The organism is Streptomyces olivaceus (assembly GCF_000721235.1).
Classification (GTDB): domain Bacteria; phylum Actinomycetota; class Actinomycetes; order Streptomycetales; family Streptomycetaceae; genus Streptomyces; species Streptomyces olivaceus.
Window position 1 is genome coordinate 78,658 of the sequence record NZ_JOFH01000012.1, and the last position, 24,203, is coordinate 102,860.

22 protein-coding genes are annotated in these 24,203 nt (G+C 71.8%); 19 read left to right on the forward strand and 3 right to left on the reverse strand.

Translation table 11 applies throughout. The features are described 5' to 3' along the window. Positions 1-121 precede the first annotated feature (121 nt). On the reverse strand, positions 122-2,332 hold the full coding sequence (locus tag IG94_RS0114865) for an elongation factor G-like protein EF-G2 (RefSeq protein ID WP_031035682.1): 2,211 nt from the start codon (positions 2,330-2,332) through the stop codon (positions 122-124). Between the two features lie 207 nt (positions 2,333-2,539). Between IG94_RS0114865 and pgsA the strand changes: the two genes are divergently transcribed. The 16 genes from pgsA to relA all read left to right on the forward strand — a co-directional run bounded on the left by pgsA (position 2,540) and on the right by relA (position 18,825). Then, entirely contained in the window at positions 2,540-3,265 is a 726-nt protein-coding gene (pgsA, locus tag IG94_RS0114870; protein ID WP_031035684.1) for a phosphatidylinositol phosphate synthase, read from the forward strand. Further along, positions 3,262-4,215 (forward strand): phosphatidylinositol mannoside acyltransferase, encoded by a 954-nt coding sequence (locus IG94_RS0114875; RefSeq protein ID WP_031035686.1) that lies wholly within the window; start codon positions 3,262-3,264, stop codon positions 4,213-4,215. Before pgsA ends, IG94_RS0114875 begins: the two co-directional genes overlap by 4 nt. After that, entirely contained in the window at positions 4,212-5,375 is a 1,164-nt protein-coding gene (locus IG94_RS0114880; RefSeq protein WP_031035688.1) for a glycosyltransferase family 4 protein, read from the forward strand. Before IG94_RS0114875 ends, IG94_RS0114880 begins: the two co-directional genes overlap by 4 nt. A gap of 170 nt (positions 5,376-5,545) precedes the next feature. Then, entirely contained in the window at positions 5,546-6,085 is a 540-nt protein-coding gene (locus IG94_RS0114885; RefSeq protein ID WP_031035690.1) for a GNAT family N-acetyltransferase, read from the forward strand. A gap of 164 nt (positions 6,086-6,249) precedes the next feature. Then, a complete protein-coding gene (locus IG94_RS0114890; RefSeq protein WP_031035693.1) occupies positions 6,250-6,792 on the forward strand; it encodes a LemA family protein in 543 nt (180 codons plus the stop codon). Between the two features lie 201 nt (positions 6,793-6,993). Then, on the forward strand, positions 6,994-7,905 hold the full coding sequence (pdxS, locus tag IG94_RS0114895; protein WP_031035696.1) for a pyridoxal 5'-phosphate synthase lyase subunit PdxS: 912 nt from the start codon (positions 6,994-6,996) through the stop codon (positions 7,903-7,905). A gap of 11 nt (positions 7,906-7,916) precedes the next feature. After that, positions 7,917-8,525, forward strand: a complete 609-nt coding sequence (pdxT, locus tag IG94_RS0114900; protein ID WP_031035698.1) for a pyridoxal 5'-phosphate synthase glutaminase subunit PdxT — start codon at positions 7,917-7,919, stop codon at positions 8,523-8,525. A 49-nt stretch (positions 8,526-8,574) separates the two neighbouring features. Continuing rightward, on the forward strand, positions 8,575-9,327 hold the full coding sequence (locus tag IG94_RS0114905) for a YebC/PmpR family DNA-binding transcriptional regulator (RefSeq protein ID WP_031035700.1): 753 nt from the start codon (positions 8,575-8,577) through the stop codon (positions 9,325-9,327). A 115-nt stretch (positions 9,328-9,442) separates the two neighbouring features. Then, the gene (ruvC, locus tag IG94_RS0114910) at positions 9,443-10,006 is read left to right on the forward strand and encodes a crossover junction endodeoxyribonuclease RuvC (RefSeq protein ID WP_031035702.1); all 564 of its coding nucleotides are present in this window, start codon (positions 9,443-9,445) and stop codon (positions 10,004-10,006) included. Continuing rightward, positions 10,003-10,608: a Holliday junction branch migration protein RuvA gene (gene ruvA, locus IG94_RS0114915; RefSeq protein WP_031035704.1), complete on the forward strand. Its 606-nt coding sequence runs from the start codon at positions 10,003-10,005 to the stop codon at positions 10,606-10,608. Before ruvC ends, ruvA begins: the two co-directional genes overlap by 4 nt. An 83-nt stretch (positions 10,609-10,691) precedes the next feature. Beyond that, positions 10,692-11,765, forward strand: coding sequence for a Holliday junction branch migration DNA helicase RuvB (gene ruvB, locus IG94_RS0114920; protein WP_031035706.1), 1,074 nt, complete (start codon positions 10,692-10,694; stop codon positions 11,763-11,765). 175 nt (positions 11,766-11,940) lie between these two features. After that, the gene (gene yajC, locus IG94_RS0114925) at positions 11,941-12,450 is read left to right on the forward strand and encodes a preprotein translocase subunit YajC (RefSeq protein WP_031035708.1); all 510 of its coding nucleotides are present in this window, start codon (positions 11,941-11,943) and stop codon (positions 12,448-12,450) included. 152 nt (positions 12,451-12,602) lie between these two features. Beyond that, positions 12,603-14,426: a protein translocase subunit SecD gene (gene secD / locus IG94_RS0114930; RefSeq protein ID WP_078892301.1), complete on the forward strand. Its 1,824-nt coding sequence runs from the start codon at positions 12,603-12,605 to the stop codon at positions 14,424-14,426. Position 14,427: 1 nt separating this feature from the next. Next, the gene (gene secF / locus IG94_RS0114935; RefSeq protein WP_031035713.1) at positions 14,428-15,549 is read left to right on the forward strand and encodes a protein translocase subunit SecF; all 1,122 of its coding nucleotides are present in this window, start codon (positions 14,428-14,430) and stop codon (positions 15,547-15,549) included. Next, positions 15,546-16,094 (forward strand): adenine phosphoribosyltransferase, encoded by a 549-nt coding sequence (locus tag IG94_RS0114940; RefSeq protein WP_031035715.1) that lies wholly within the window; start codon positions 15,546-15,548, stop codon positions 16,092-16,094. Before secF ends, IG94_RS0114940 begins: the two co-directional genes overlap by 4 nt. A 187-nt stretch (positions 16,095-16,281) precedes the next feature. Continuing rightward, complete coding sequence (gene relA / locus IG94_RS0114945) at positions 16,282-18,825, forward strand: GTP pyrophosphokinase (protein ID WP_031035717.1); 2,544 nt, start codon at positions 16,282-16,284, stop codon at positions 18,823-18,825. Positions 18,826-18,929: 104 nt separating this feature from the next. Here the strand turns inward: relA and IG94_RS0114950 are convergent, their stop codons facing one another. Both IG94_RS0114950 and IG94_RS0114955 read right to left on the reverse strand, forming a co-directional pair. Further along, positions 18,930-20,159: a DUF349 domain-containing protein gene (locus tag IG94_RS0114950; RefSeq protein WP_031035719.1), complete on the reverse strand. Its 1,230-nt coding sequence runs from the start codon at positions 20,157-20,159 to the stop codon at positions 18,930-18,932. A gap of 135 nt (positions 20,160-20,294) precedes the next feature. Beyond that, the gene (locus IG94_RS0114955) at positions 20,295-21,146 is read right to left on the reverse strand and encodes a peptidylprolyl isomerase (RefSeq protein WP_031035721.1); all 852 of its coding nucleotides are present in this window, start codon (positions 21,144-21,146) and stop codon (positions 20,295-20,297) included. Between the two features lie 184 nt (positions 21,147-21,330). Here IG94_RS0114955 and IG94_RS0114960 point away from each other — a divergent pair, with 184 nt between their 5' ends. The 3 genes from IG94_RS0114960 (at position 21,331) to IG94_RS0114970 (ending at position 24,168) form a co-directional block, all read left to right on the forward strand. After that, positions 21,331-22,038: an MBL fold metallo-hydrolase gene (locus IG94_RS0114960; protein WP_031035723.1), complete on the forward strand. Its 708-nt coding sequence runs from the start codon at positions 21,331-21,333 to the stop codon at positions 22,036-22,038. A 13-nt stretch (positions 22,039-22,051) separates the two neighbouring features. Then, complete coding sequence (gene hisS / locus IG94_RS0114965) at positions 22,052-23,314, forward strand: histidine--tRNA ligase (RefSeq protein WP_031035725.1); 1,263 nt, start codon at positions 22,052-22,054, stop codon at positions 23,312-23,314. 191 nt (positions 23,315-23,505) lie between these two features. Next, positions 23,506-24,168 carry a vitamin K epoxide reductase family protein gene (locus IG94_RS0114970; RefSeq protein WP_031035726.1) on the forward strand — a complete coding sequence of 221 codons (663 nt, stop codon included), beginning with the start codon at positions 23,506-23,508 and terminating at the stop codon, positions 24,166-24,168. Positions 24,169-24,203: the final 35 nt, after the last annotated feature.

A 24,203-nucleotide genomic window follows, 5' to 3' on the forward strand; every position in this document is an offset into this window, starting at 1 on the left:
CGCCGGCACCGCCGTGCGTCACGGGACGTCCGAAACCGCCCCCCCGACCGCGCGGGTCGGTCGCCGAGCGCGCCGTCGTGCGCCGGAGCGGAGGATGCCGGTACGACGCGCTCCACGGACCCTACGAGGCCGCCCGCAGCTCCTCGCGCAGCCGGTCCGCGACCTGGGCCGGCATCGGTTCGTGCCGGGCGTAGCGGCGGTCGAAGCGGGCGGTGCCGTGCGAGAGGGAGCGCAGGTCGACGGCGTAGCGGCCGATCTCGATCTCGGGCACCTCGGCCCTGATCAGGGTCCGGCCGCCGTCGGCCTGCTCGGTGCCGAGCACCTTGCCGCGCCGCCCGGACAGGTCGCTCATCACGGCTCCCACGTAGTCGTCGCCGACGAGCACACCCACCTCGGCGACCGGCTCGAGGAGATGGATCCGCGCCGCGGCCGCGGCCTCCCTGAGCGCCAGCGCGCCCGCCGTCTGGAAGGCGGCGTCGGAGGAGTCCACGGAGTGCGCCTTGCCGTCGAGCAGCGTGACCCGTACGTCGATCAGCGGGTGGCCCGCGGCGACGCCCTTGGCCGCCTGTGCGCGCACGCCCTTCTCGACGGACGGGATGAACTGCCGGGGCACCGCGCCGCCGACCACCTTGTCCACGAACTCGATGCCCGAGCCGCCCGGCAACGGCTCCACCTCGATCTCGCAGACGGCGTACTGGCCGTGCCCGCCGGACTGCTTCACGTGCCGGCCGCGCCCGGCCGCCCGGCCGCCGAAGGTCTCGCGCAGGGAGACCCGGTGGGGAACGACGTCGACCTGGACGCCGTAGCGGCTGCGCAGCCGCTCCAGTGCCACATCGGCGTGCGCCTCGCCCAGGCACCACAGGACCACCTGGTGGGTGTCCTGGTTGTGCTCCAGGCGCATCGTCGGGTCCTCGGCGACCAGCCGGGCCAGCCCCTGGGAGAGCTTGTCCTCGTCGGGCTTGCTGTGCGCCTCGATGGCGAGCGGCAGCAGCGGGTCGGGCAGCTCCCACGGCACCATCAGCAGGGGGTCGTCCTTGGCCGAGAGCGTGTCCCCGGTCTCCGCGCGGCTCAGCTTGGCCACGCACGCCAGGTCGCCCGCGATCGCGTGCGGCACCGGCCGCTGCTGCTTGCCGAACGGCGTGGACAGGGCGCCGACCCGCTCGTCCGCCTCGTGGAGGGCCCGGCCCTCGTGCCCCTGGTCGGTCAGTCCGTGCCCGCAGACGTGCACCGTCTGGTCGGCGCGCAGGGTGCCGGAGAAGACACGGACCAGGGAGATCCGGCCGACGTACGGGTCGGAGGACGTCTTGACGACCTCCGCGACCAGCGACTCCTCGGGGTCGCACATCCGCAGCCGGCGCGCGGCGGCGCCGCCGGGTGTGGTGACCCGGGGTGCCGCGCGCTCCAGGGGAGTGGGGAAGCCGCGGGTGATCAGCTCCAGGACCTCGACGGTGCCCAGGCCCTGCCGGGCGCCCTCGGCGGCGGGGGCGGCGGCCAGGACGGGAAAGAAGACCCCGCGTGCGACGGCCCGCTCCAGGTCCTCGATCAGCGTCTTGACATCGACCTGTTCGCCGCCCAGATAGCGCTCCATGAGGGTCTCGTCCTCGCTCTCCGAGATGATCCCCTCGATCAGCATGGAGCGGGCCTCGTCGAGCTGCGGCAGCTCCGCCTCGCCCGGCTCCGACGCCGCCCGCTCGCCGGTCGCGTAGTCGAACAGCTTCCGCGACAACAGCCCCACGAGCCCCGTCACGGGCGTGTGGCCGTCGGGCGCGGGCGCGCCGCGCAGCGGAAGGTACAGCGGCAGTACGGCGTCGGGGTCGTCGCCGCCGAAGGCCTCCGCGCAGACCCGCGTCATCTCCTCGAAGTCCGCGCGGGCGGCCTCCAGGTGCGTGATCACGAGGGCGCGCGGCATGCCGACGGCGGCGCACTCCTCCCAGACCATGCGGGTCGAGCCGTCCACGCCGTCGGAGGCCGAGACGACGAAGAGGGCCGCGTCCGCCGCGCGCAGACCGGCCCTCAGCTCGCCCACGAAGTCGGCGTACCCGGGGGTGTCGAGAAGGTTGATCTTGATGCCGTCCCATTCGACCGGCACCAGGGAGAGCTGTACGGAGCGCTGCTGCCGGTGCTCCATGTCGTCGTAGTCCGAGACGCAGCCGCCGTCCTCGACGCGGCCGGCCCGGTTCACCGCTCCCGCGGTCAGCGCGAGAGCCTCCACCAGGGTCGTCTTGCCCGATCCGGAGTGGCCGACCAGCACCACGTTCCGTACGGACGCGGGGTGGTCGGCCGCCGTTGCCCTTCCGGCGGCTCCGGGACGGGTGTGTGCCTTGTCGCCCATGTCCTTGCCTCCCGTGCACGGTGAGGTCGTCGGGGGCGCGGACACGCGGGACCGCGTGCACTGGCGGCTCCGGCGACGCCCGCGGTCCTTCGAGCTTTCCACTCCCGTCACGCCGCGTCCATACGAAGGACCCGATCCCGCCTCCCGTCCGCCGGCCACCGGCGGCCGAGGGTGCCCGTACCTCGCCCACACGCGCGCGTGACTACGATGGGCCAGCCGGTGGCCAGCAGGGGCCGCGGCGCCACACCGACCGTCGGGAAGGCCATGCTGAACAAGTACGCGCGTGCATTCTTCACGCGTGTCCTCACACCGTTCGCCGCGTTTCTCATCCGCCGGGGCGTCAGCCCGGACACGGTCACCCTCCTCGGCACCGCCGGTGTGGTCGCGGGTGCGCTGGTCTTCTACCCCATGGGTGAGTTCTTCTGGGGCACGGTCGTGATCACGCTCTTCGTCTTCTCCGACCTGGTCGACGGCAACATGGCCCGCCAGCTGGGCCGCTCCAGCCGCTGGGGCGCCTTCCTGGACTCCACCCTCGACCGGGTCGCGGACGGCGCGATCTTCGGCGGCCTCGCCCTCTGGTACGCGGGGTCGGGCGACGACACCATCCTGTGCGCGGTGTCGATCTTCTGCCTGGCCAGCGGTCAGGTGGTGTCGTACACCAAGGCGCGCGGCGAGGCGATCGGGCTGCCGGTCGCCGTCAACGGGCTGGTCGAGCGCGCCGAGCGCCTGGTCGTCTCCCTGGTCGCCGCGGGCTTCGCCGGGCTGCACAAGTTCGGTGTGCCCGGCATCCAGTACCTGCTGCCGGTCGCCCTGTGGATCGTCGCCGTCGGCAGCCTCGTCACGCTGGTCCAGCGGGTCGTCACGGTCCGCCGCGAGGCCGCCGAGGCGGACGCCGCCACCGAGGAGAGCCAGGGCACCGAGGCGGCGAAGTGAGCGCACGGGACCGGCTGACCGACGGTCTGTACGGCGCCGGCTGGAGCACCGTGAAGAAGCTCCCCGAGCCCGCCGCCGTACGCCTCGGCCGCACCGTCGCCGACCTCGCCTGGAAGCGGCGCGGCGCGGGGGTGCGCCGTCTGGAGGGCAACTACGCGCGCGTGGTGCCCGGCGCGGGCCCCGAGCGGCTCGCCGCCCTCTCGCGCGCGGGCATGCGCTCGTACCTGCGCTACTGGATGGAGTCCTTCCGGCTCCCCGCGTGGAGCACCGAGCGGATCAAGGGCGGCTTCGCCCCCGACGACCTGCACCACCTCACCGACGGCATGGACGCCGGCAGGGGCGTGATCCTCGCCCTGCCGCACCTGGCCAACTGGGACCTGGCGGGCGCCTGGGTCACCACGCGGCTCGGCATTCCGTTCACCACCGTCGCCGAACGCCTCAAGCCGGAGACCCTCTACGACCGCTTCGTCGCCTACCGCGAGGGTCTCGGCATGGAGGTCCTGCCGCACAGCGGCGGCACCGCCTTCGGCACGCTGGCCCGGCGGCTGCGCGACGGCGGCCTGGTCTGCCTGGTCGCCGACCGCGACCTGTCCGCCTCCGGCGTGGAGGTCGGATTCTTCGGCGAGACGGCCCGGATGCCGGCCGGCCCCGCCCTGCTCGCCCAGCAGACGGGCGCACTGCTGCTGCCGGTGACGCTCTGGTACGACGACTCGCCCGTCATGCGGGGCCGGGTGCACCCCGCGGTCGAGGTGCCCGAGTCAGGCACCCGGGCCGAGAAGACGTCTGTGATGACACAGGCGCTGGCCGACGCCTTCGCCACGGGGATCGCCGAGCACCCGGAGGACTGGCACATGCTGCAGCGCTTGTGGATCGGGGACCTGGACCCCGCGAAGGCACCCGGGGCGGACAGGGCCGCGGGGCCGGCCGCCGGGCGGGGCGGGGCGTCGTGAGGATCGGCATCGTCTGCCCGTACTCCTGGGACGTGCCGGGCGGCGTCCAGTTCCACATCCGGGACCTCGCCGAGTACTTCATCCGGCTCGGCCACGAGGTGTCCGTCCTCGCCCCGGCCGACGACGACACGCCGCTGCCCCCGTACGTCGTCTCCGCGGGCCGCGCGGTGCCGGTGCCGTACAACGGCTCGGTGGCCCGGCTGAACTTCGGGTTCCTGTCGGCGGCCCGGGTACGGCGCTGGCTGCACGAGGGCGCCTTCGACGTCATCCACATCCACGAGCCGACCTCGCCCTCGCTCGGCCTGCTGACCTGCTGGGCGGCGCAGGGCCCGATCGTGGCCACCTTCCACACCTCCAACCCGCGCTCCCGCGCGATGATCGCCGCGTACTCGATCCTCCAGGCGGCACTGGAGAAGATCAGTGCCCGGATCGCGGTGAGCGAGTACGCCCGGCGCACGCTCGTCGAACACCTGGGCGGGGACGCCGTCGTCATCCCCAACGGAGTCGACGTCGGCTTCTTCGCCGGCGCCGAGCCGAGACCCGAGTGGCAGGGGGACACGATCGGCTTCATAGGGCGCATCGACGAGTCCCGCAAGGGCCTCCCGGTGCTCATGCGGGCCCTGCCCGCCATCCTCGCCGCCCGCCCGCAGACCCGGCTCCTGGTCGCCGGCCGGGGCGACGAGGAGGAGGCCGTGGAGCGCCTGTCGAAGGAGCTGCGCACCCGCGTGGAGTTCCTCGGCATGATCAGCGACGAGGACAAGGCCCGCCTCCTGCGCAGCGTCGACCTGTACGTGGCCCCCAACACCGGCGGCGAGAGCTTCGGCATCATCCTCGTCGAGGCCATGTCGGCGGGCGCCCCCGTCCTCGCCTCCGACCTGGACGCCTTCGCCCAGGTCCTCGACCAGGGGTCGGCCGGCGAGCTCTTCCCCAACGAGGACGCCGACGCCCTGGCCGAGGCAGCCGTACGCCTCCTGGCCGACCCGGAGCGCCGCACCGCACTCCGGGACCGCGGCAGCGCCCACGTACGGCGCTTCGACTGGTCCACGGTCGGCGCGGACATCCTGTCCGTCTACGAGACGGTCACCGCGGGAGCGGCAGCCGTGGCAACGGACGACCGCGCAACGGGCCTACGAGCCCGCTTCGGCCTCGCCAGGGACTGAGCCGGCGGCCCTGCCAGGCGCTCCGCGCGCGGACACCGACGGCAGCGCAGCGCCGCAGCCGGGCGTTCACGCGGGGCCGCCGCCGTGCGCGGAGCCGCTCGGACCGCCCGGTGCACGCAGTACCCCGGAAGGCCTTGATCGGCGCCCGGCCTGCTGGTTGGCTCGCCGGTATGACCGAACTCGGAGCCGTCGCGTGGCCGCCTGCCCCGATCAGGACCGAGCGGCTCGTGCTCCGCGAGCCGGAGGCCCGGGACCGCGCGGTGTTCATCGAGCTGCTGGCGTCGGCGGAGGTGCACACCCACCTCGGAGGGCCCCGGCAGCGTGACGGACTCGAACGCGAGCTGCCCCGGGTGCCCGAGCGGTGGCCCGGGAGCTTCGTCGTCGAGCTCGACGGGACGATGATCGGTCAGATCCTGCTCAGAAGGGCAGCGGAGCGGCATCGCCCGGCTGCCGTCGGAAAGGCCGATCTCGGCTACCTGTTCCTGCCGCGGGCGTGGGGACACGGTTATGCCGCCGAGGCGTGCGCGGCGGCACTCGACTGGTTCGACGGCGCCCTTCCCGGTGAGCCGGTGGTGCTCGCCACCCGGACGGCCAACGTCGGCTCGATGCGCCTCGCGGCGAAGCTGGGCTTCACCGAGGTGGAGCGGTTCCGCGCGTGGGGCGCCGAGCAGTGGCTCGGTCTGCGGTCCCCGGCCGCAGCCTCCGGCTGAGCAGGCGGCGCTGAGCAGGCCGCACCGGGCAACGGTGCCGGTCCCGCGGCGCTCCTTGCCGACCGGGTCGCGAACCGGGGCGGGCCCGCGCGCCCGCTGCCGGGCAAGCGACTCCCCGGATCCCCGCGACAGACCGCGCACAGCCTGGAATAGGGTTGCGGCCCGTGACCACAACCCTCATCTGGATCCTGGTCGTTCTCGTGGCCGTCGGCCTGTACCTCAGTTGGACGGCGGGGCGGCTCGACCGGCTGCATGCCCGGATCGACGCCGCCCGTGCCGCCCTCGACGCGCAGCTGCTGCGCAGGGCGTCCGTGGCCCAGGAGCTGGCCACCGCCGGGGTGCTGGACCCCGCCGCGTCCATCGTTCTGTACGAGGCCGCGCATGCCGCCCGGCAGGCCGAGGAGGAGTTGCGGGAGGTCGCCGAGAGCGAGCTGAGCCAGGCCCTGCGCGCCGTGTTCGCCGAACCGCAGCTGGTAGACGCCCTGCGCGAGGCGCCCGGGGGAGAGGCGGCGGCGCACGAACTGGCGGAGGCGGTGCGGCGGGTGCCGATGGCCCGGCGCTTCCACAACGACGCTGTGGGCGCCGCCCGCAGGCTGCGCGAGCACCGCAAGGTCCGCTGGTTCCGCCTCGCCGGACACGCGCCCTTCCCGCTGGCCTTCGAGATGGACGACGAGTCGCCGGCCGCCCTGGTGGAGCGGGCGGCCTGATCCCAGGCTCTGGGCCTGGCTCCGACCGGCTCCGACCGGCTCCGACCGGCTCCGACCGGCTCCGACCGGTTCGGGCTGGTTCGGGTCGGAGGGTGAAAACGATCCACCGGCTCCTCATTGGCCCTTGCTGTGGCCTGCTCGCCTGGCGTTTCCTCGGTGCTGCAGAAAGCTGCAGAAACCCTTCCGGCAAGCGAGGTACCCGTGTCCAGCACGCTCTCCGAAACCCAGGCCACCGAGACCGGCACCGCCCGCGTGAAGCGCGGCATGGCCGAGCAGCTCAAGGGCGGCGTGATCATGGACGTCGTCACTCCGGAGCAGGCGAAGATCGCCGAGGACGCGGGCGCCGTCGCCGTCATGGCCCTGGAGCGCGTCCCGGCCGACATCCGCAAGGACGGCGGTGTGGCCCGGATGTCCGACCCGGACATGATCGAGGGCATCATCGGCGCCGTCTCCATCCCCGTGATGGCCAAGTCCCGCATCGGCCACTTCGTGGAGGCCCAGGTCCTGCAGTCCCTCGGGGTCGACTACATCGACGAGTCCGAGGTCCTCACCCCGGCCGACGAGGTCAACCACAGTGACAAGTTCGCCTTCACCACCCCCTTCGTCTGCGGTGCCACCAACCTCGGCGAGGCCCTCCGGCGCATCGCCGAGGGCGCGGCGATGATCCGCTCCAAGGGCGAGGCCGGCACCGGCAACGTCGTCGAGGCCGTCCGGCACCTGCGGCAGATCAAGAGCGGGATCGCCCGGCTGCGCGGCTGCGACAACAACGAGCTGTACGCCGCCGCCAAGGAGCTGCGCGCCCCCTACGAGCTGGTCAGGGAGGTCTCCGAGCTGGGCAGGCTGCCGGTCGTGCTGTTCTCCGCCGGCGGTGTCGCCACCCCGGCCGACGCCGCGCTGATGCGCCAGCTCGGCGCCGAGGGCGTCTTCGTCGGCTCCGGCATCTTCAAGTCCGGCGACCCGGCCAGGCGCGCCGCCGCCATCGTGAAGGCGACCACCTTCTACGACGACCCGAAGACCATCGCGGACGCCTCCCGCGACCTCGGCGAGGCCATGGTCGGCATCAACTGCGACACCCTCCCCGAGACCGAGCGCTACGCCAACCGCGGCTGGTGAGGCACCGAACCATGAGCGACACCCCCGTCATCGGCGTCCTGGCCCTGCAGGGCGACGTACGGGAGCACCTCGTCGCCCTGGCCGCGGCCGGCGCCGCCGCCAGGGCGGTCAGGCGCCCCGAGGAACTCGCCGAGGTGGACGGCCTGGTCCTCCCCGGCGGCGAATCCACCACGATCTCCAAGCTCGCCGGCCTCTTCGGCGTGCTGGAGCCCCTCCGCGCGCGCGTGCGGGAGGGCCTGCCCGTCTACGGCACCTGCGCCGGCATGATCCTGCTCGCCGACAAGATCCTCGACCCGCGCTCCGGACAGGAGACGGTCGGCGGCATCGACATGATCGTGCGCCGCAACGCCTTCGGCAGGCAGAACGAGTCCTTCGAGGCCGCCGTCGACGTACGGGGCGTCGGGGGCGGCCCCGTGGAGGGCGTCTTCATCCGCGCGCCGTGGGTGGAGTCTGTGGGCGCCGCCGCCGAGGTGCTCGCCGAGCACGACGGCCACGTCGTCGCCGTCCGCCAGGGCAACGCGCTGGCCACGTCGTTCCACCCGGAGCTGACCGGCGACCACCGCGTGCACCGCCTCTTCGCCGACACCGTGCGCGCGAACCGGGCGGCCCAGTCCTTGTAGGATTCCTGCGTTCGTTGCAGGAGATGGGTTACGCGAAGGAGACAGGCAGATGTCCGGCCACTCTAAATGGGCTACGACGAAGCACAAGAAGGCCGTGATCGACGCCAAGCGCGGCAAGCTCTTCGCGAAGCTGATCAAGAACATCGAGGTCGCGGCGCGCATGGGCGGCGTCGACATCGAGGGCAACCCGACGCTGTACGACGCCATCCAGAAGGCTAAGAAGCAGTCGGTCCCGAACAAGAACATCGACTCCGCGGTCAAGCGCGGCGGCGGCCTGGAGGCCGGCGGCGCCGACTACGAGACGATCATGTACGAGGGCTACGGGCCGAACGGCGTCGCGGTGCTCATCGAGTGCCTCACCGACAACCGCAACCGCGCCGCCTCCGACGTCCGCGTCGCCATGACCCGCAACGGCGGCTCCATGGCCGACCCGGGCTCGGTCTCCTACCTGTTCAACCGCAAGGGCGTCGTGATCGTGCCCAAGGGCGAGCTGGGCGAGGACGACGTCCTCGGCGCCGTCCTGGACGCGGGCGCGGAGGAGGTCAACGACCTCGGCGAGTCCTTCGAGGTGCTCAGCGAGGCCACCGACCTGGTCGCGGTCCGCACCGCCCTCCAGGACGCCGGCATCGACTACGAGTCCGCCGACGCCAACTTCGTCCCCACCATGCAGGTCGAGCTGGACGAGGAGGGCGCCCGGAAGATCTTCCGGCTCATCGACGCCCTGGAGGACAGCGACGACGTGCAGAACGTCTTCGCCAACTTCGACGTGAGCGACGAGGTCATGGAGAAGGTGGACGCGTAACGCGTCCGCCGGACGGCGGGAGGCGGGCCGGCGGGGGACACACCCCGTCGGCCCGCCGCTCTGTCAGCGGTACCCGATAGCCTGCACAAACAGGTGATCGACGAGAGGGGTGGGCGTGCGGGTACTGGGGGTTGACCCGGGGCTGACCCGTTGCGGGGTCGGTGTCGTGGAGGGCGTCGCGGGCCGGCCGCTCACCATGGTCGGCGTCGGTGTCGTCCGCACACCCGCGGACGCCGACCTCGGCCACCGCCTCGTCGCCGTCGAGCAGGGCATCGAGCGGTGGCTGGACGAGCACCGGCCGGAGCGCGTGGCCGTGGAGCGCGTCTTCAGCCAGCACAACGTCCGCACCGTCATGGGCACCGCGCAGGCCAGCGCCGTCGCGATCCTCTGCGCCTCCCGCCGCGGCATCCCGGTCGCCCTGCACACCCCCAGCGAGGTGAAGGCCGCCGTCACCGGCAGCGGGCGCGCCGACAAGGCGCAGGTCGGCGCCATGGTCACCCGCCTGCTGCGGCTCGCCGCCCCGCCCAAGCCTGCCGACGCCGCCGACGCCCTCGCCCTCGCCATCTGCCACATCTGGCGGGCCCCCGCGCAGAACCGGCTCCAGCAGGCCGTCGCGGACCACGCCTCCCGGGGCCCGCGCCCGCCGGCCCCTCACCCGTCGAAAGGCCGTACGGCATGATCGCCTTCGTCAGCGGCACCGTCGCCGCCCTCGCTCCCGACGCCGCGGTGGTCGAGGTCGGCGGCGTCGGCATGGCCGTCCAGTGCACGCCGAACACGCTCTCCACGCTCCGGCTCGGCAAGCCCGCCAGGCTCGCCACCTCGCTCGTCGTGCGCGAGGACTCGCTCACGCTCTACGGCTTCGCCGACGACGACGAGCGCCAGGTCTTCGAGCTGCTCCAGACCGCCAGCGGCGTCGGCCCCCGCCTCGCCCAGGCCATGCTCGCCGTGCACCAGCCCGACGCCCTGCGCAGAGCCGTCTCCACCGGCGACGAGAAGGCCCTCACCGCCGTCCCGGGCATCGGCAAGAAGGGCGCGCAGAAACTGCTCCTGGAGCTGAAGGACCGGCTCGGCGAGCCGATCGGCGCCCCGGCCGTCGGCGCCCCGGTCAGCACCGGCTGGCGCGACCAGCTGCACGCCGCCCTGATCGGCCTCGGGTACGCGACCCGCGAGGCCGACGAGGCCGTCACCGCCGTCGCGCCGCAGGCCGAGGCCGCCGGCGGCACCCCCCAGGTGGGGCAACTGCTCAAGGCCGCCCTGCAGACGCTGAACCGGGCCCGCTGACCGGCGCCGGCCGGCCGAGCCCGCCGGCCGCGCCCACCGCACGCGCGCGCCGCCACCGCCACCCCGACCCACGAGGCAAATCAATGAACTGGGACGACACGACCGACGCAGAGGCCGCCGCCGAGCGCCTGGTGGGCGCTGTCGCCGACGGCGAGGACCAGGCCGTGGAGGCCGCCCTGCGCCCCAAGGACCTGCACGAGTTCATCGGCCAGGAGAAGGTCCGCGAGCAGCTCGACCTGGTGCTGCGCGCCGCACGCGCGCGGGGGGCCACCGCCGACCACGTACTCCTGTCCGGCGCCCCCGGCCTCGGCAAGACCACCCTGTCCATGATCATCGCGGCCGAGATGGAAGCCCCCATCCGCATCACCTCGGGGCCCGCCATCCAGCACGCCGGCGACCTGGCCGCGATCCTCTCCTCGCTCCAGGAGGGCGAGGTCCTCTTCCTCGACGAGATCCACCGCATGTCGCGGCCCGCCGAGGAGATGCTCTACATGGCGATGGAGGACTTCCGCGTCGACGTCGTCGTCGGCAAGGGGCCGGGCGCCACCGCCATCCCCCTGGAGCTGCCGCCGTTCACCCTGGTCGGCGCCACCACCCGCGCGGGACTGCTGCCGCCCCCGCTGCGCGACCGCTTCGGCTTCACCGCCCACATGGAGTTCTACGGACCGTCCGAACTGGAACGCGTCATCCACCGCTCCGCGGGCCTGCTCGACGTCGAGATCGACACCACCGGCGCCGCCGAGATCGCCGGCCGCTCCCGCGGCACCCCCCGCATCGCCAACCGCCTGCTGCGCCGGGTCCGCGACTACGCGCAGGTCAAGGCCGACGGACTGATCACCCAGGAGATCGCCGGAGCCGCCCTCGCGGTCTACGAGGTCGACGCCCGGGGCCTGGACCGGCTGGACCGGGGCGTGCTCGAAGCCCTGCTCAAGCTCTTCGGCGGCGGCCCGGTCGGCCTGTCCACGCTCGCCGTCGCCGTGGGCGAGGAGCGTGAGACGGTGGAGGAGGTCGCCGAACCCTTCCTCGTACGGGAGGGGCTGCTCGCCCGCACCCCACGCGGGCGGGTCGCGACCCCGGCAGCCTGGGCGCACCTCGGCCTCACCCCGCCGAGCGCGCAGAACGCCGGAAAGGGACAACAGGACCTGTTCGGGACGTGACGTCCCCGCCTGGACGAGGACATTCGACCGAGCAGGAACCCCAGTGCCATGCTGAGCGTTGTTCCATGCGCGCGGACTCGCTTAGACTCCGCCGATGCCGCCCTTGTCGGCGGCGCACACACCCCCAACCATCAGGCCGCTCAGCATCGCGGTCGTGTGAAGGAAGTACCGACCCGTGAGTCTCGTGACCCTCCTCCCGTTCATCGTGCTCATCGGGGCCATGTTCCTGATGACTCGGTCGGCGAAGAAGAAGCAGCAGCAGGCCGCCAACATGCGTAACGAGATGCAGCCCGGTTCCGGTGTCCGCACCATCGGGGGCATGTACGCCACGGTCAAGGAGGTCAACGACGACACGGTCCTCCTCGACGCCGGCCCGGGCGTGGACCTGCTCTTCGCCAAGAACTCCATCGGTGCCGTCCTCACCGACGACGAGTACAACCGGATCGTCCACGGCATCGAGCACGACCTGAAGTCCGACACGGACATCGTCCCGGACGATGCCTCCTCCCTCACCGAGACCGACGCCTCCTCCGACGACGACGCCCCCGCCGACAAGTCCGTCGACCTCGGCAAGAAGGACGCGGACGACGAGCCGGCCGACGAGCCGGTGGCCGACGCCGCGCCCGCCGAGGCGAAGACGGACGACCAGGGGAAGAAGTCCGACGGCGGCTCCGAGGCGAAGTAAGCCGCGCCCGGGGTGTGCGGGACGTCCTCCCGCGCACCCCGCGCACCCCGCGCACCCCGCGCGACGCGCGGCTCGCACGGATCCGGACACCATGTGATGGCCGCCGGTGACGCCTTCTGGGCGCGAAGCGGCCCGAGAGGGAGTACGCAAAGGTGGCAGCACCTAAAAAGGGAAAGAGTGCGAGCGCTCAGAGCAAGCCCGGGCGCTCGCTGGCCCTGATTCTGATCGCCATCGTGGCGCTCACCGGCGGCATGTTCGCCTCCGGACACACGACTCCGCGTCTCGGCATCGACCTGGCAGGCGGCACCAGCATCACGCTCCGCGCGGTGCCGGAGGCGGGCCAGCAGTCCGCGATCAACAAGACCAACATGGACACCGCGGTCGAGATCATGGAACGCCGGGTCAACGGTCTGGGCGTCTCCGAGTCGGAGGTCCAGACCCAGGGCGACCGGAACATCATCGTCAACATCCCCAAGGGGACGAATTCCGGGGAAGCCCGGGAGCAGGTCGGCACCACGGCCAAGCTGTACTTCCGTCCGGTCGTGGCCACCGAACTCTCCGGCGCGAACGCGACCGGCAGCCCCTCGCCGAGCGAGGCCGGCGGCGACTCGGACAAGGCGACCGACAAGGCCACCGACGGGGCGACCGACGGGGCCACCGACGGTGACAAGGCCACGGACGGCGACAAGGCGACCGACGGCGACAAGGCGGGCGACACGCCGTCCGACTCGGCCTCGGCGAGCGCCACCACCCAGGGCCGCGCCGCCAGCGACGCCCTGAAGGCCGACCCGAGCCCCTCCGCGTCGGCCTCCGACGGAGCCTCCCCCTCTCCGAGCGCCTCCGGCGACGACGCCACCGCCAAACTGCAGGAGCAGTACGCGGCGCTGGACTGCACCGACCAGGACGCCCGCGCCAAGGCCGGCGACGGCGCCAAGCCCGGCGACTCCATGGTGGCCTGCGGCCAGAACTCCCAGGGGCAGTGGCAGAAGTACATCCTCGGCGCCGCCGCGGTCGACGGCACCGAGGTCGACGACGCCGAGGCCGTCTACAACACGCAGACCGCCGCCGGCTGGACCGTGACGATGAAGTTCACGGACAAGGGCGCCACGAAGTTCGCCGACATCACCGGCCAGCTGGCCAAGAACCAGTCCCCGCAGAACCAGTTCGCGATCGTCCTGGACAACGAGGTCGTCTCCGACCCGTACGTCAGCCAGGCGCTCACCGGCGGCAACGCGGAGATCTCCGGCAGCTTCGACCAGGAGGAGGCCCAGGGCCTCGCCAACATGCTGTCCTACGGCGCGCTGCCGCTGACCTTCAAGGAGGACAGCGTCACCACCGTCACCGCCGCGCTCGGCGGTGAGCAGCTCAAGGCCGGTCTGATCGCGGGCGCCATCGGACTCGCCCTGGTCGTCCTCTACCTGCTGTTCTACTACCGCGGGCTGTCGTTCATCGCCGTGGCCTCCCTGCTCGTCTCGGCCGGCCTCACGTACGTGATCATGTCGCTGCTCGGCCCGACCATCGGCTTCGCGCTGAACCTGCCGGCCGTGTGCGGCGCCATCGTCGCCATCGGCATCACGGCGGACTCGTTCATCGTGTACTTCGAACGCGTCCGCGACGAGATCCGGGAGGGCCGCACGCTGCGTCCCGCCGTCGAGCGGGCCTGGCCGCGCGCCCGGCGCACCATCCTGGTCTCGGACTTCGTGTCCTTCCTGGCCGCCGCGGTGCTCTTCGTCGTCAGCGTCGGCAAGGTGCAGGGCTTCGCGTTCACCCTGGGGCTGACCACCCTGCTCGACGTCGTGGTGGTCTTCCTCTTCACCAAGCCGCTGCTGACGCTGATGGCCCGGCGCAAGTTCTTCGCGAGCGGTCACAAGTGGTCCGGCTTCGACCCGAAGAGCCTGGGCGTCAAGCCGCCGCTGCGCCGCACCCGACGCCCGTCCCGTCCTGCCGCCGGCCCTGTCGACCCGAAGGAGGCGTGAGATGGGGAAGCTCGGCAACCTCGGCGCGCGACTGCACCACGGTGAGGTCGGCTACGACTTCGTCAAGAACCGCAAGCTCTGGTACGGCATCTCGATCCTCATCACCATCACGGCCATCGTCGGCCTGTCGGTGCGCGGCCTGCACATGGGCATCGAGTTCCAGGGCGGCGCGGTCTTCACCACGCCGAAGAACATGAGCGCCTCGGTCTCCCAGGCCGAGACCTACGCCGAGGACGCCTCGGGCCACGACGCGATCGTCCAGAAGCTCGGCGACGGCAGCCTCCGCATCCAGATCGCCGGCACCGACACCGGCCAGTCGGACAAGATCAAGGAGCAGCTCTCCGAGGACCTGGACACCCCGGCGGACGGGATCAACGCCGACCTGGTCGGTCCCAGCTGGGGCGAACAGATCGCCAACAAGGCCTGGCAGGGCCTCGGGATCTTCATGGTCCTCGTGGTGATCTACCTGGCGATCGCGTTCGAGTGGCGCATGGCGGTCGCCGCGTTCGTCGCGCTGATCCACGACATCACCATCACGGTCGGCGTCTACGCCCTGGTCGGCTTCGAGGTCACACCGGGCACGGTGATCGGTCTGCTGACCATCCTCGGCTACTCGCTCTACGACACGGTCGTCGTCTTCGACAGCCTCAAGGAGCAGACGCGGGACATCACCAAGCAGACCCGCTGGACCTACTCCGAGATCGCCAACCGCTCGATCAACAGCACCCTGGTCCGCTCGATCAACACCACGGTGGTCGCGCTGCTGCCGGTGGCCGGGCTGCTCTTCATCGGCGGCGGCGTCCTCGGCGCCGGCATGCTCAACGACATCTCGCTGTCGCTGTTCGTCGGCCTCGCCGCCGGTGCCTACTCGTCGATCTTCATCGCCACGCCGCTCGTCGCCGACCTCAAGGAGGCCGAGCCGCAGATGAAGGCCCTCAAGAAGCGGGTCCTCGCCAAGAGGGCCCAGGGCGCGGCCAAGGGCGAGCCCGAGCCCGCCACGGCCGGTGGGGCGCCGTACGCCGAGCAGGAGCCCGACGACGCCGCCCCCGCGGTCGTCGGCCCCCGCGACCAGCCCGTGTCCCGCAACCGGGGCCGCGGCCGACCCTCGGGGAAGCGCCGATGACCGCGGCGACCGGCCTCACGGAGCTGCTGCTCAGCCGGATCCGCGACGTGGCCGACTACCCGGAGCCGGGCGTGGTGTTCAAGGACATCACCCCGCTCCTGGCGGACCCGGCGGCGTTCACGGCCCTGACGGACGCCCTCGCCGAGGTCGCCCGGGACACCGGCGCCACCAAGGTCGTCGGCCTGGAGGCCCGCGGCTTCATCCTGGGTGCCCCGGTGGCGCTGCGGGCGGGCCTCGGCTTCGTCCCCGTACGCAAGGCGGGCAAGCTCCCCGGAGCCACCCTCGCCCAGGCGTACGACCTGGAGTACGGCTCCGCCGAGATCGAGGTGCACGCCGAGGACCTGAGCGCGGGGGACCGCGTGCTGGTCGTCGACGACGTCCTTGCCACCGGCGGCACCGCCGAGGCCTCGCTGACGCTGATCCGCCGGGCGGGCGCCGACGTCGCGGGCCTCGCCGTCCTGATGGAGCTGGGCTTCCTCGGCGGCCGGGCCCGGCTCGAGCCGGCCCTGGCCTCGGCACCGCTGACAGCGCTGCTCACGGTCTGAGACACGTGCGTCACGGGACGCGCGCGGCACGCCTGGGGCGGGCCCGGAGGAATCCGGCGCCCGCCTCAGGCGTTTCAGCTGTTGACGGGCCTCACACCGGCCTGAAAGCGATACCCGGGGGCAGGATCGCTACCATGGGGTCTCCGGAACCTGACCGGGGGACCCGGATCGCGCACGAGGAGTCCTCTTGCCAGACGAGGCCCAGCCACTGACCGCCGCCAAGCCCGAGTCCGCCTCGGCGTCCGCGGCGAAGCCCGCGCCGAGCGCGCCCCAGGCGAAGAACGACCCGCACGGGCCGATCCGGCACGCCCCGTCCGCGCCGGTGGACAAGCCGGCCGAGCAGCAGTCGCGCCCCAAGCCGATGCCGCCCGAGCGCCCGCGGAACGCGCCCGTGGTCCGCACCCCCGCCGGGCAGCCCGCCCGCTCCGGCTCCTCCAACCGCGTCCGCGCCCGCCTCGCCCGCCTCGGCGTCCAGCGCGCCAACCCGTACAACCCGGTCCTGGAGCCGCTGCTGCGCATAGTGCGCGGCAACGACCCGAAGATCGAGACGGCGACCCTGCGCCAGATCGAGCGCGCCTACCAGGTCGCCGAACGCTGGCACCGCGGCCAGAAGCGCAAGAGCGGCGACCCGTACATCACGCACCCGCTCGCCGTCACGACCATCCTCGCCGAGCTGGGCATGGACCCGGCCACGCTGATGGCCGGGCTGCTGCACGACACCGTCGAGGACACCGAGTACGGCCTGGAGGACCTGCGCCGCGACTTCGGCGACGTGGTCACCCTGCTCGTCGACGGCGTCACCAAGCTGGACAAGGTCAAGTTCGGCGAGGCCGCGCAGGCCGAGACCGTGCGCAAGATGGTCGTCGCCATGGCCAAGGACCCGCGCGTCCTGGTCATCAAGCTCGCCGACCGCCTGCACAACATGCGCACCATGCGCTACCTCAAGCGCGAGAAGCAGGAGAAGAAGGCGCGCGAGACCCTGGAGATCTACGCGCCGCTCGCCCACCGGCTGGGCATGAACACCATCAAGTGGGAGCTGGAGGACCTCGCCTTCGCGATCCTCTACCCCAAGATGTACGACGAGATCGTCCGCCTGGTCGCCGAGCGCGCCCCCAAGCGCGACGAGTACCTCGCCGTGGTCACCGACGAGGTCCAGCAGGACCTGCGCGCCGCCCGCATCAAGGCGACCGTCACCGGCCGGCCCAAGCACTACTACAGCGTCTACCAGAAGATGATCGTCCGCGGCCGGGACTTCGCGGAGATCTACGACCTGGTGGGCATCCGCGTCCTGGTGGACACCGTCCGCGACTGCTACGCGGCGCTCGGCACGGTCCACGCCCGCTGGAACCCGGTTCCGGGGCGGTTCAAGGACTACATCGCGATGCCCAAGTTCAACATGTACCAGTCGCTGCACACGACGGTCATCGGCCCCGGCGGCAAGCCGGTCGAACTGCAGATCCGCACCTTCGACATGCACCGCCGCGCGGAGTACGGCATCGCCGCGCACTGGAAGTACAAGCAGGAGGCCGTCGCCGGCGCCTCCAAGGTGCGCACCGACGCCCCGCGGTCGTCCGGCAAGAGCAAGGACGACCACCTCAACGACATGGCGTGGCTGCGGCAGCTCCTCGACTGGCAGAAGGAGACCGAGGACCCCGGCGAGTTCCTGGAGTCGCTGCGCTTCGACCTCTCCCGCAACGAGGTCTTCGTCTTCACCCCCAAGGGCGACGTCATAGCGCTCCCCGCCGGTGCCACCCCCGTGGACTTCGCCTACGCCGTCCACACCGAGGTCGGCCACCGCACCATAGGAGCACGGGTCAACGGACGGCTGGTCCCGCTGGAGTCCACCCTGGACAACGGCGACCTGGTGGAGGTCTTCACCTCCAAGGCGGCCGGCGCGGGCCCCTCCCGCGACTGGCTGGGCTTCGTGAAGTCGCCGCGCGCCCGCAACAAGATCCGCGCCTGGTTCTCCAAGGAGCGCCGCGACGAGGCGATCGAGCAGGGCAAGGACGCCATCGTCCGCGCGATGCGCAAGCAGAACCTGCCGATCCAGCGCATCCTGACCGGCGACTCCCTGGTCACGCTCGCCCACGAGATGCGCTACTCGGACATCTCCGCGCTGTACGCGGCGATCGGCGAGGGCCATGTCTCCGCGCCGAACATCGTGCAGAAGCTCGTCCAGGCGCTCGGCGGCGAGGAGGCGGCCACCGAGGAGATCGACGAGTCCGTTCCGCCGTCGCGCGGCCGCGGCCGCAAACGCCGGGCCAACGCCGACCCGGGCGTCGTCGTCAAGGGCGTCGACGATGTGTGGGTCAAGCTGGCCCGCTGCTGTACGCCCGTGCCCGGCGACCCGATCATCGGCTTCGTCACCCGCGGCAGCGGTGTGTCCGTTCACCGCAGCGACTGTGTGAACGTGGACTCGCTGTCCCGCGAGCCCGAGCGCATCCTCGAAGTCGAGTGGGCGCCCACCCAGTCCTCCGTCTTCCTGGTCGCCATCCAGGTCGAGGCCCTGGACCGCTCCCGGCTGCTCTCGGACGTCACCCGCGTGCTGTCCGACCAGCACGTCAACATCCTCTCGGCCGCCGTGCAGACCTCCCGCGACCGCGTCGCCACCTCCCGCTTCACCTTCGAGATGGGCGACCCGAAACACCTCGGGCACGTCCTGAAGGCCGTACGCGGCGTGGAGGGCGTCTACGACGTCTACCGGGTGACGTCGGCGCGCAGGCCGTCGTAGCCGCCGTGCCGTAGCCGCCGCGGGGGCCGTCACAGCCCCCGCAGGACGGTCGAAGGGCCCCGTACGCGCCGTACGGGGCCCTTCGGGTGTGCGCGGGTGCCGTGTCAGCCGCCGAACTCGTGCAGACCCTTCACGGCCTGGTCCAGCAGAGCCTGCCGGCCCTCCAGCTCACGCTCCAGCTTGTCCGCCTTGGCGGTGTTGCCCTGGGCGCGCGCCTGCTCGATCTGCGCGCGCAGCTTGTCCACGGCGGCCTGGAGCTGACCGGTCAGGCCCTCGGCACGCGCGCGTGCCTCCGGGTTGGTCCGGCGCCACTCGGCCTCCTCGGCCGCCTGGAGGGCCCGCTCCACGGCGTGCATCCGGCCCTCGACCTTCGGCCGGGCGTCCCGCGGGACGTGACCGATGGCCTCCCAGCGCTCGTTGACCGACCGGAACGCGGCACGGGCCGCCTTCAGATCGGTGACCGGAACGAGTCGCTCGGCCTCCACGGCCAGCTCCTCCTTGAGCTTCAGGTTCTCCGACTGCTCGGCGTCCCGCTCGGCGAAGACCGAGCTGCGGGCGGCGAAGAAGACGTCCTGGGCGCCGCGGAAGCGGTTCCACAGGTCGTCCTCGTGCTCGCGCTGGGCGCGACCCGCGGCCTTCCACTCGGACATCAGGTCGCGGTAGCGCGCGGCCGTCGGACCCCAGTCCGTCGAGTTCGACAGCGCCTCCGCCTCCGAGACCAGGCGTTCTTTGGTCTGCCGGGCCTCCTCGCGCTGCGCGTCCAGCTGCGCGAAGTGCTGCTTGCGGCGCTTGGAGAACGCCGAGCGCGCGTGCGAGAAGCGGTGCCACAGCTCGTCGTCGGACTTGCGGTCGAGACGCGGCAGGCCCTTCCAGGTGTCGACCAGGGAGCGCAGCCGCTCGCCGGCCGCCCGCCACTGGTCGGACCGGGCCAGCTCCTCGGCCTCGACGACCAGCGCCTCCTTGGCGCCGCGCGCCTCGTCGGACTGCTTGGCGCGCTGCGCCTTGCGCTCCTCGCGCCGCGACTCCACGGACGCGACGAGCTTGTCCAGCCGGGCCCGCAGCGCGTCCAGGTCGCCGACCGCGTGGTGCGCCTCCACCTGCTCGCGCAGGTGGCCGATGGCGGTCTGGGCGTCCTTCGTCGACAGGTCGGTGGTCTTCACGCGCTTCTCGAGGAGGCCGATCTCGACAACCAGGCCTTCGTACTTGCGCTCGAAATAGGCCAGCGCCTCCTCGGGGGAGCCCGCCTGCCAGGAGCCGACGACCTGCTCGCCGTCGGCCGTACGCACGTACACGGTCCCCGTCTCGTCGACGCGGCCCCACGGGTCGCTGCTCACAGCGCCTCCTCCACATGATGCCGACGGAGGGATTCGCTTCCCCCGGGCATCGTCCACAGTTTCGTCACGGCCAACATAGGCGACCGGCGGGCGGCCTGTCCGCATCCCGCACGACCGAACTTTCGCTGCTGAGGGTCAGGATTTCGTGACGGTGGCCTTGTCGATCACGACCGTCGCGTTGGGCGCGGTGTTGCCCGTCGTGGGGTCGGGTTCCTGGGCGCCCGCGGCCGCGATCTTCTTGAGAACCGTCATGCCCTCGTCGGAGACGGTACCGAACGGTGTGTAGTCGGGCGGCAGTTGGCTGTCCTGGTAGACCAGGAAGAACTGGCTGCCACCGGTGTCCCGCCCCTCCTGCGTCTGCGCGTTGTACTGGTTCGCCATCGCGACCGTCCCCGCCGGGTACACGTTGCCCTTGAGGCTCTCGTCCTTGAGGTTCTCGTCGGGGATCGTGTAGCCGGGCCCGCCCGCGCCGGTGCCCTGGGGGTCACCGCACTGAAGGACGTAGATGCCCTCGGGGGTGAGCCGGTGGCACTTGGTGTGGTCGAGGAAGCCCTTGCCCGCCAGGAAGGCGAACGAGTTGACGGTGTGCGGTGCCGCGTCCGCCTTCAGCGCGATGTCTATGTCGCCGCACGTCGTCGCCAGCTTCATGGTGTACTTCGCCGACTTGTCGACGGTCATCGCAGGTTCCTTCTTCCAGGTCTGCGTCTTGACCTCGCCCTCGGCGGGCTTGTCGCACGGGTCGGCCGCCTTGCTGCTCGCCGAGGCGCTCGGGGTCGCCTCCGCGTTCGCGTTCGTCGTGTCGTCGTCGTCCCCCAGGACCACTCCGGTCGTGTACAGCGCGACGCTGCCGATCAGAATCACGCCGAGGACCGACGCGATCGCCGCGTTGCGCATGCGCGCCTTGCGTCGTGCGGAGGTGCGTCGCTGCTGCTGCCGCAAGAACTTCTCCCGGGCGAGCTGACGCCGCCGCTGCTCCTGGGTGACCACCGGGTTCTCTCCTCATGCGTCTTCGTGTGCCGACCGGTACGCGTGGGTGCGATGAGCCGACCGTGGGCGTGTAGCCCCGTACCGTATATGGGTTCGCTGAGGAAACGGCACCGCCGGTAGGCTCTGACCATGGGCGCGGCCCGTTCGCCGGCCCACCCGCCACCGACCCGAACGAAGGACGACCGTGCTCATTGCCGGGTTCCCAGCCGGTGCCTGGGGGACGAACTGCTATCTCGTCGCCCCCGCCGCCGGTGAGGAGTGCGTGATCATCGACCCGGGCCACCAGGCGGCCCCCGGAGTCGAGGAAGCGGTCCGCAAGCATCGGCTCAAGCCCGTCGCCGTCGTCCTCACCCACGGCCACATCGACCATGTCGCCTCGGTCGTCCCGGTCTGCGGCGCGCACGACGTGCCGGCCTGGATCCACCCCGACGACCGGTACATGATGAGCGATCCCGAGAAGGGGATCGGCCGCAGCATCGGCATGCCGCTGATGGGCGAGCTGACCGTGGGGGAGCCGGACGACGTCAAGGAGCTGACCGACGGCGCGAGGCTGGCCCTGGCTGGCCTGGAGCTGACCGTCGCGCACGCCCCGGGCCATACCAGGGGGTCGGTGACCTTCGGGCTGCCCGAGGCGGCGGACATCCCGCCGGTGATGTTCTCGGGCGACCTGCTGTTCGCCGGCTCCGTCGGACGCACCGACCTGCCCGGCGGCTCCATGGACGACCTGCTCGGCTCGCTGGCGCGCGTGTGCCTGCCGCTCGACGACTCGACCGTGGTGCTGTCCGGCCACGGCCCCCAGACCACCATCGGCCAGGAGCGCGCCACCAACCCGTATCTGCGGCAGGTGGCGGCCGGCCAGGGCGCTCCCGACGCGCCCCGACGAGGAATGTGACGAGAGACCTTCCGTGAGCACCTTCAAGGCCCCCAGGGGCACGTACGACCTGCTGCCGCCCGACTCCGCCAAGTACCTGGCGGTCCGCGAGGCGATCGCGGCCCCGCTGCGCGACTCCGGCTACGGCTACATCGAGACGCCCGGCTTCGAGAACGTCGAGCTGTTCGCGCGCGGTGTCGGCGAGTCGACCGACATCGTGACCAAGGAGATGTACGTCTTCGAGACCAGGGGCGGCGACCGCCTCGCCCTGCGCCCGGAGACCACCGCCTCCGTGCTGCGCGCGGTCCTCGAGGCCAACCTGCACAAGGCGGGCAACCTGCCGGTGAAGGTCTGGTACTCGGGCTCGCAGTACCGCTACGAGCGCCCCCAGAAGGGCCGTTACCGCCACTTCTCCCAGGTCGGCGCCGAGGCGATCGGCGCCGAGGACCCGGCCCTGGACGCCGAACTGATCATCCTGGCCGACCAGTCGTACCGCGCGCTGGGCCTGCGGAACTTCCGCATCCTGCTCAACAGCCTCGGTGACCAGGAGTGCCGCCCCGTCTACCGGGCCGCCCTGCAGGACTTCCTGCGCGGCCTCGACCTGGACGAGGAGACGCTGCGCCGCGCGGAGATCAACCCGCTGCGGGTCCTGGACGACAAGCGCCCGGACGTCCAGAAGCAGCTCACCGACGCCCCGCTGCTGCGCGACTACCTGTGCGACGCCTGCAAGGCGTACCACGAGGAGGTGCGCGAGCTGATCACGGCGGCCGGCGTGGTCTTCGAGGACGACCCGAAGCTGGTCCGCGGCCTGGACTACTACACGCGCACGACCTTCGAGTTCGTCCACGACGGCCTCGGCTCGCAGTCCGCGGTGGGCGGCGGCGGGCGCTACGACGGTCTGTCGGAGATGATCGGCGGCCCCTCCCTGCCGTCGGTCGGCTGGGCCCTCGGCGTCGACCGCACCGTCCTCGCCCTGGAGGCGGAGGGCGTCGAACTGGACATCCCCTCGGCCACCTCGGTCTTCGCGGTCCCGCTCGGCGAGGAGGCCCGCCGGATCCTGTTCGCCAAGGTCACCGAGTTGCGCAAGAACGGCGTCGCCGCCGACTTCGCCTACGGCGGCAAGGGCCTGAAGGCCGCGATGAAGGCCGCGAACCGCTCGGGCGCCCGCTACGCGCTGGTCCTCGGCGAGCGCGACCTGGCCGAGGGCGTCGTCCAGCTCAAGGACATGGAGTCCGGCGAGCAGACCGCCGTCGGCGTCAACGAGATCGTGGCGGAGCTGGAGTCGAGGCTCGGCTAGCGGCACCCCCGCCGGGGGCACGCGTATTGGTTCAGGTGTGCCCCCGGGGAACGGGTGGTGGCCGGAAGACGCCACTTCGGAGTGAGTACCAATCCGTTCATATGCTCATCGAACGGTGGCCCTACAGGGTGGTGCGGCACAATGGCCCCTGCCCGAAGCAGGTCCCACTCTCCAGTGACGGAATCGGCGTGATGAGCAAGACGACAGTGAAGGACGCCTCCACCGTGGCAGAGCCCGCGCCGGACCCCGCCGCCGGAGCACCGCGCACCGAGGGCGGCAGCCGGGCCCTCGCGCTGCTGCTGGTGATCACGGGCGCGGCCGGCCTGCTCGCCGCCTGGGTCATCACGATCGACAAGCAGAAGATCCTCGAGGCCAAGATCGCCGGCACCACGTTCACGCCCGGCTGCAGCCTCAACCCGGTCGTCTCCTGCGGCAACATCATGGAGAGCGACCAGGCCTCCGTCTTCGGCTTCCCCAACCCGATGCTCGGACTCGTCGCCTACGGCATCGTGATCTGCGTCGGCATGAGCCTGCTCGCCCGCGCCACCTACCCGCGCTGGTACTGGCTCACCCTCAACGCGGGCTGCCTCTTCGGCGTCGCGTTCGTCTCCTGGCTGCAGTTCCAGTCCCTGTACCGGATCAACTCGCTGTGCCTGTGGTGCTGCCTGGCCTGGGTCGCCACGATCCTGATGTTCTGGTACGTGACGTCGTTCAACGTCCGCAAGGGCTTCCTGCCCGCGCCGAACTGGCTGCGCGGCTTCTTCGGCGAGTTCACCTGGGTCCTGCCGGTGCTGCACATCGGCATCATCGGCATGATGATCCTCACCCGCTGGTGGGACTTCTGGACCAGCTGACGGGCCGCCCGGCGGTCCCGGCGGGCGCCCGGGGC

Bases quoted from the DNA above. Each gene is read 5' to 3' on its own strand.
- IG94_RS0114885 (WP_031035690.1), top strand. From the start codon at position 5,546: ATGACCGAACTCGGAGCCGTCGCGTGGCCGCCTGCCCCGATCAGGACC.
- IG94_RS0114865 (WP_031035682.1), bottom strand. From the start codon at position 2,332: ATGGGCGACAAGGCACACACCCGTCCCGGAGCCGCCGGAAGGGCAACG.
- pdxT (WP_031035698.1), top strand. From the start codon at position 7,917: ATGAGCGACACCCCCGTCATCGGCGTCCTGGCCCTGCAGGGCGACGTA.
- ruvB (WP_031035706.1), top strand. From the start codon at position 10,692: ATGAACTGGGACGACACGACCGACGCAGAGGCCGCCGCCGAGCGCCTG.
- pgsA (WP_031035684.1), top strand. From the start codon at position 2,540: ATGGGCCAGCCGGTGGCCAGCAGGGGCCGCGGCGCCACACCGACCGTC.
- IG94_RS0114905 (WP_031035700.1), top strand. From the start codon at position 8,575: ATGTCCGGCCACTCTAAATGGGCTACGACGAAGCACAAGAAGGCCGTG.
- ruvA (WP_031035704.1), top strand. From the start codon at position 10,003: ATGATCGCCTTCGTCAGCGGCACCGTCGCCGCCCTCGCTCCCGACGCC.
- secF (WP_031035713.1), top strand. From the start codon at position 14,428: ATGGGGAAGCTCGGCAACCTCGGCGCGCGACTGCACCACGGTGAGGTC.
- IG94_RS0114940 (WP_031035715.1), top strand. From the start codon at position 15,546: ATGACCGCGGCGACCGGCCTCACGGAGCTGCTGCTCAGCCGGATCCGC.
- IG94_RS0114970 (WP_031035726.1), top strand. From the start codon at position 23,506: ATGAGCAAGACGACAGTGAAGGACGCCTCCACCGTGGCAGAGCCCGCG.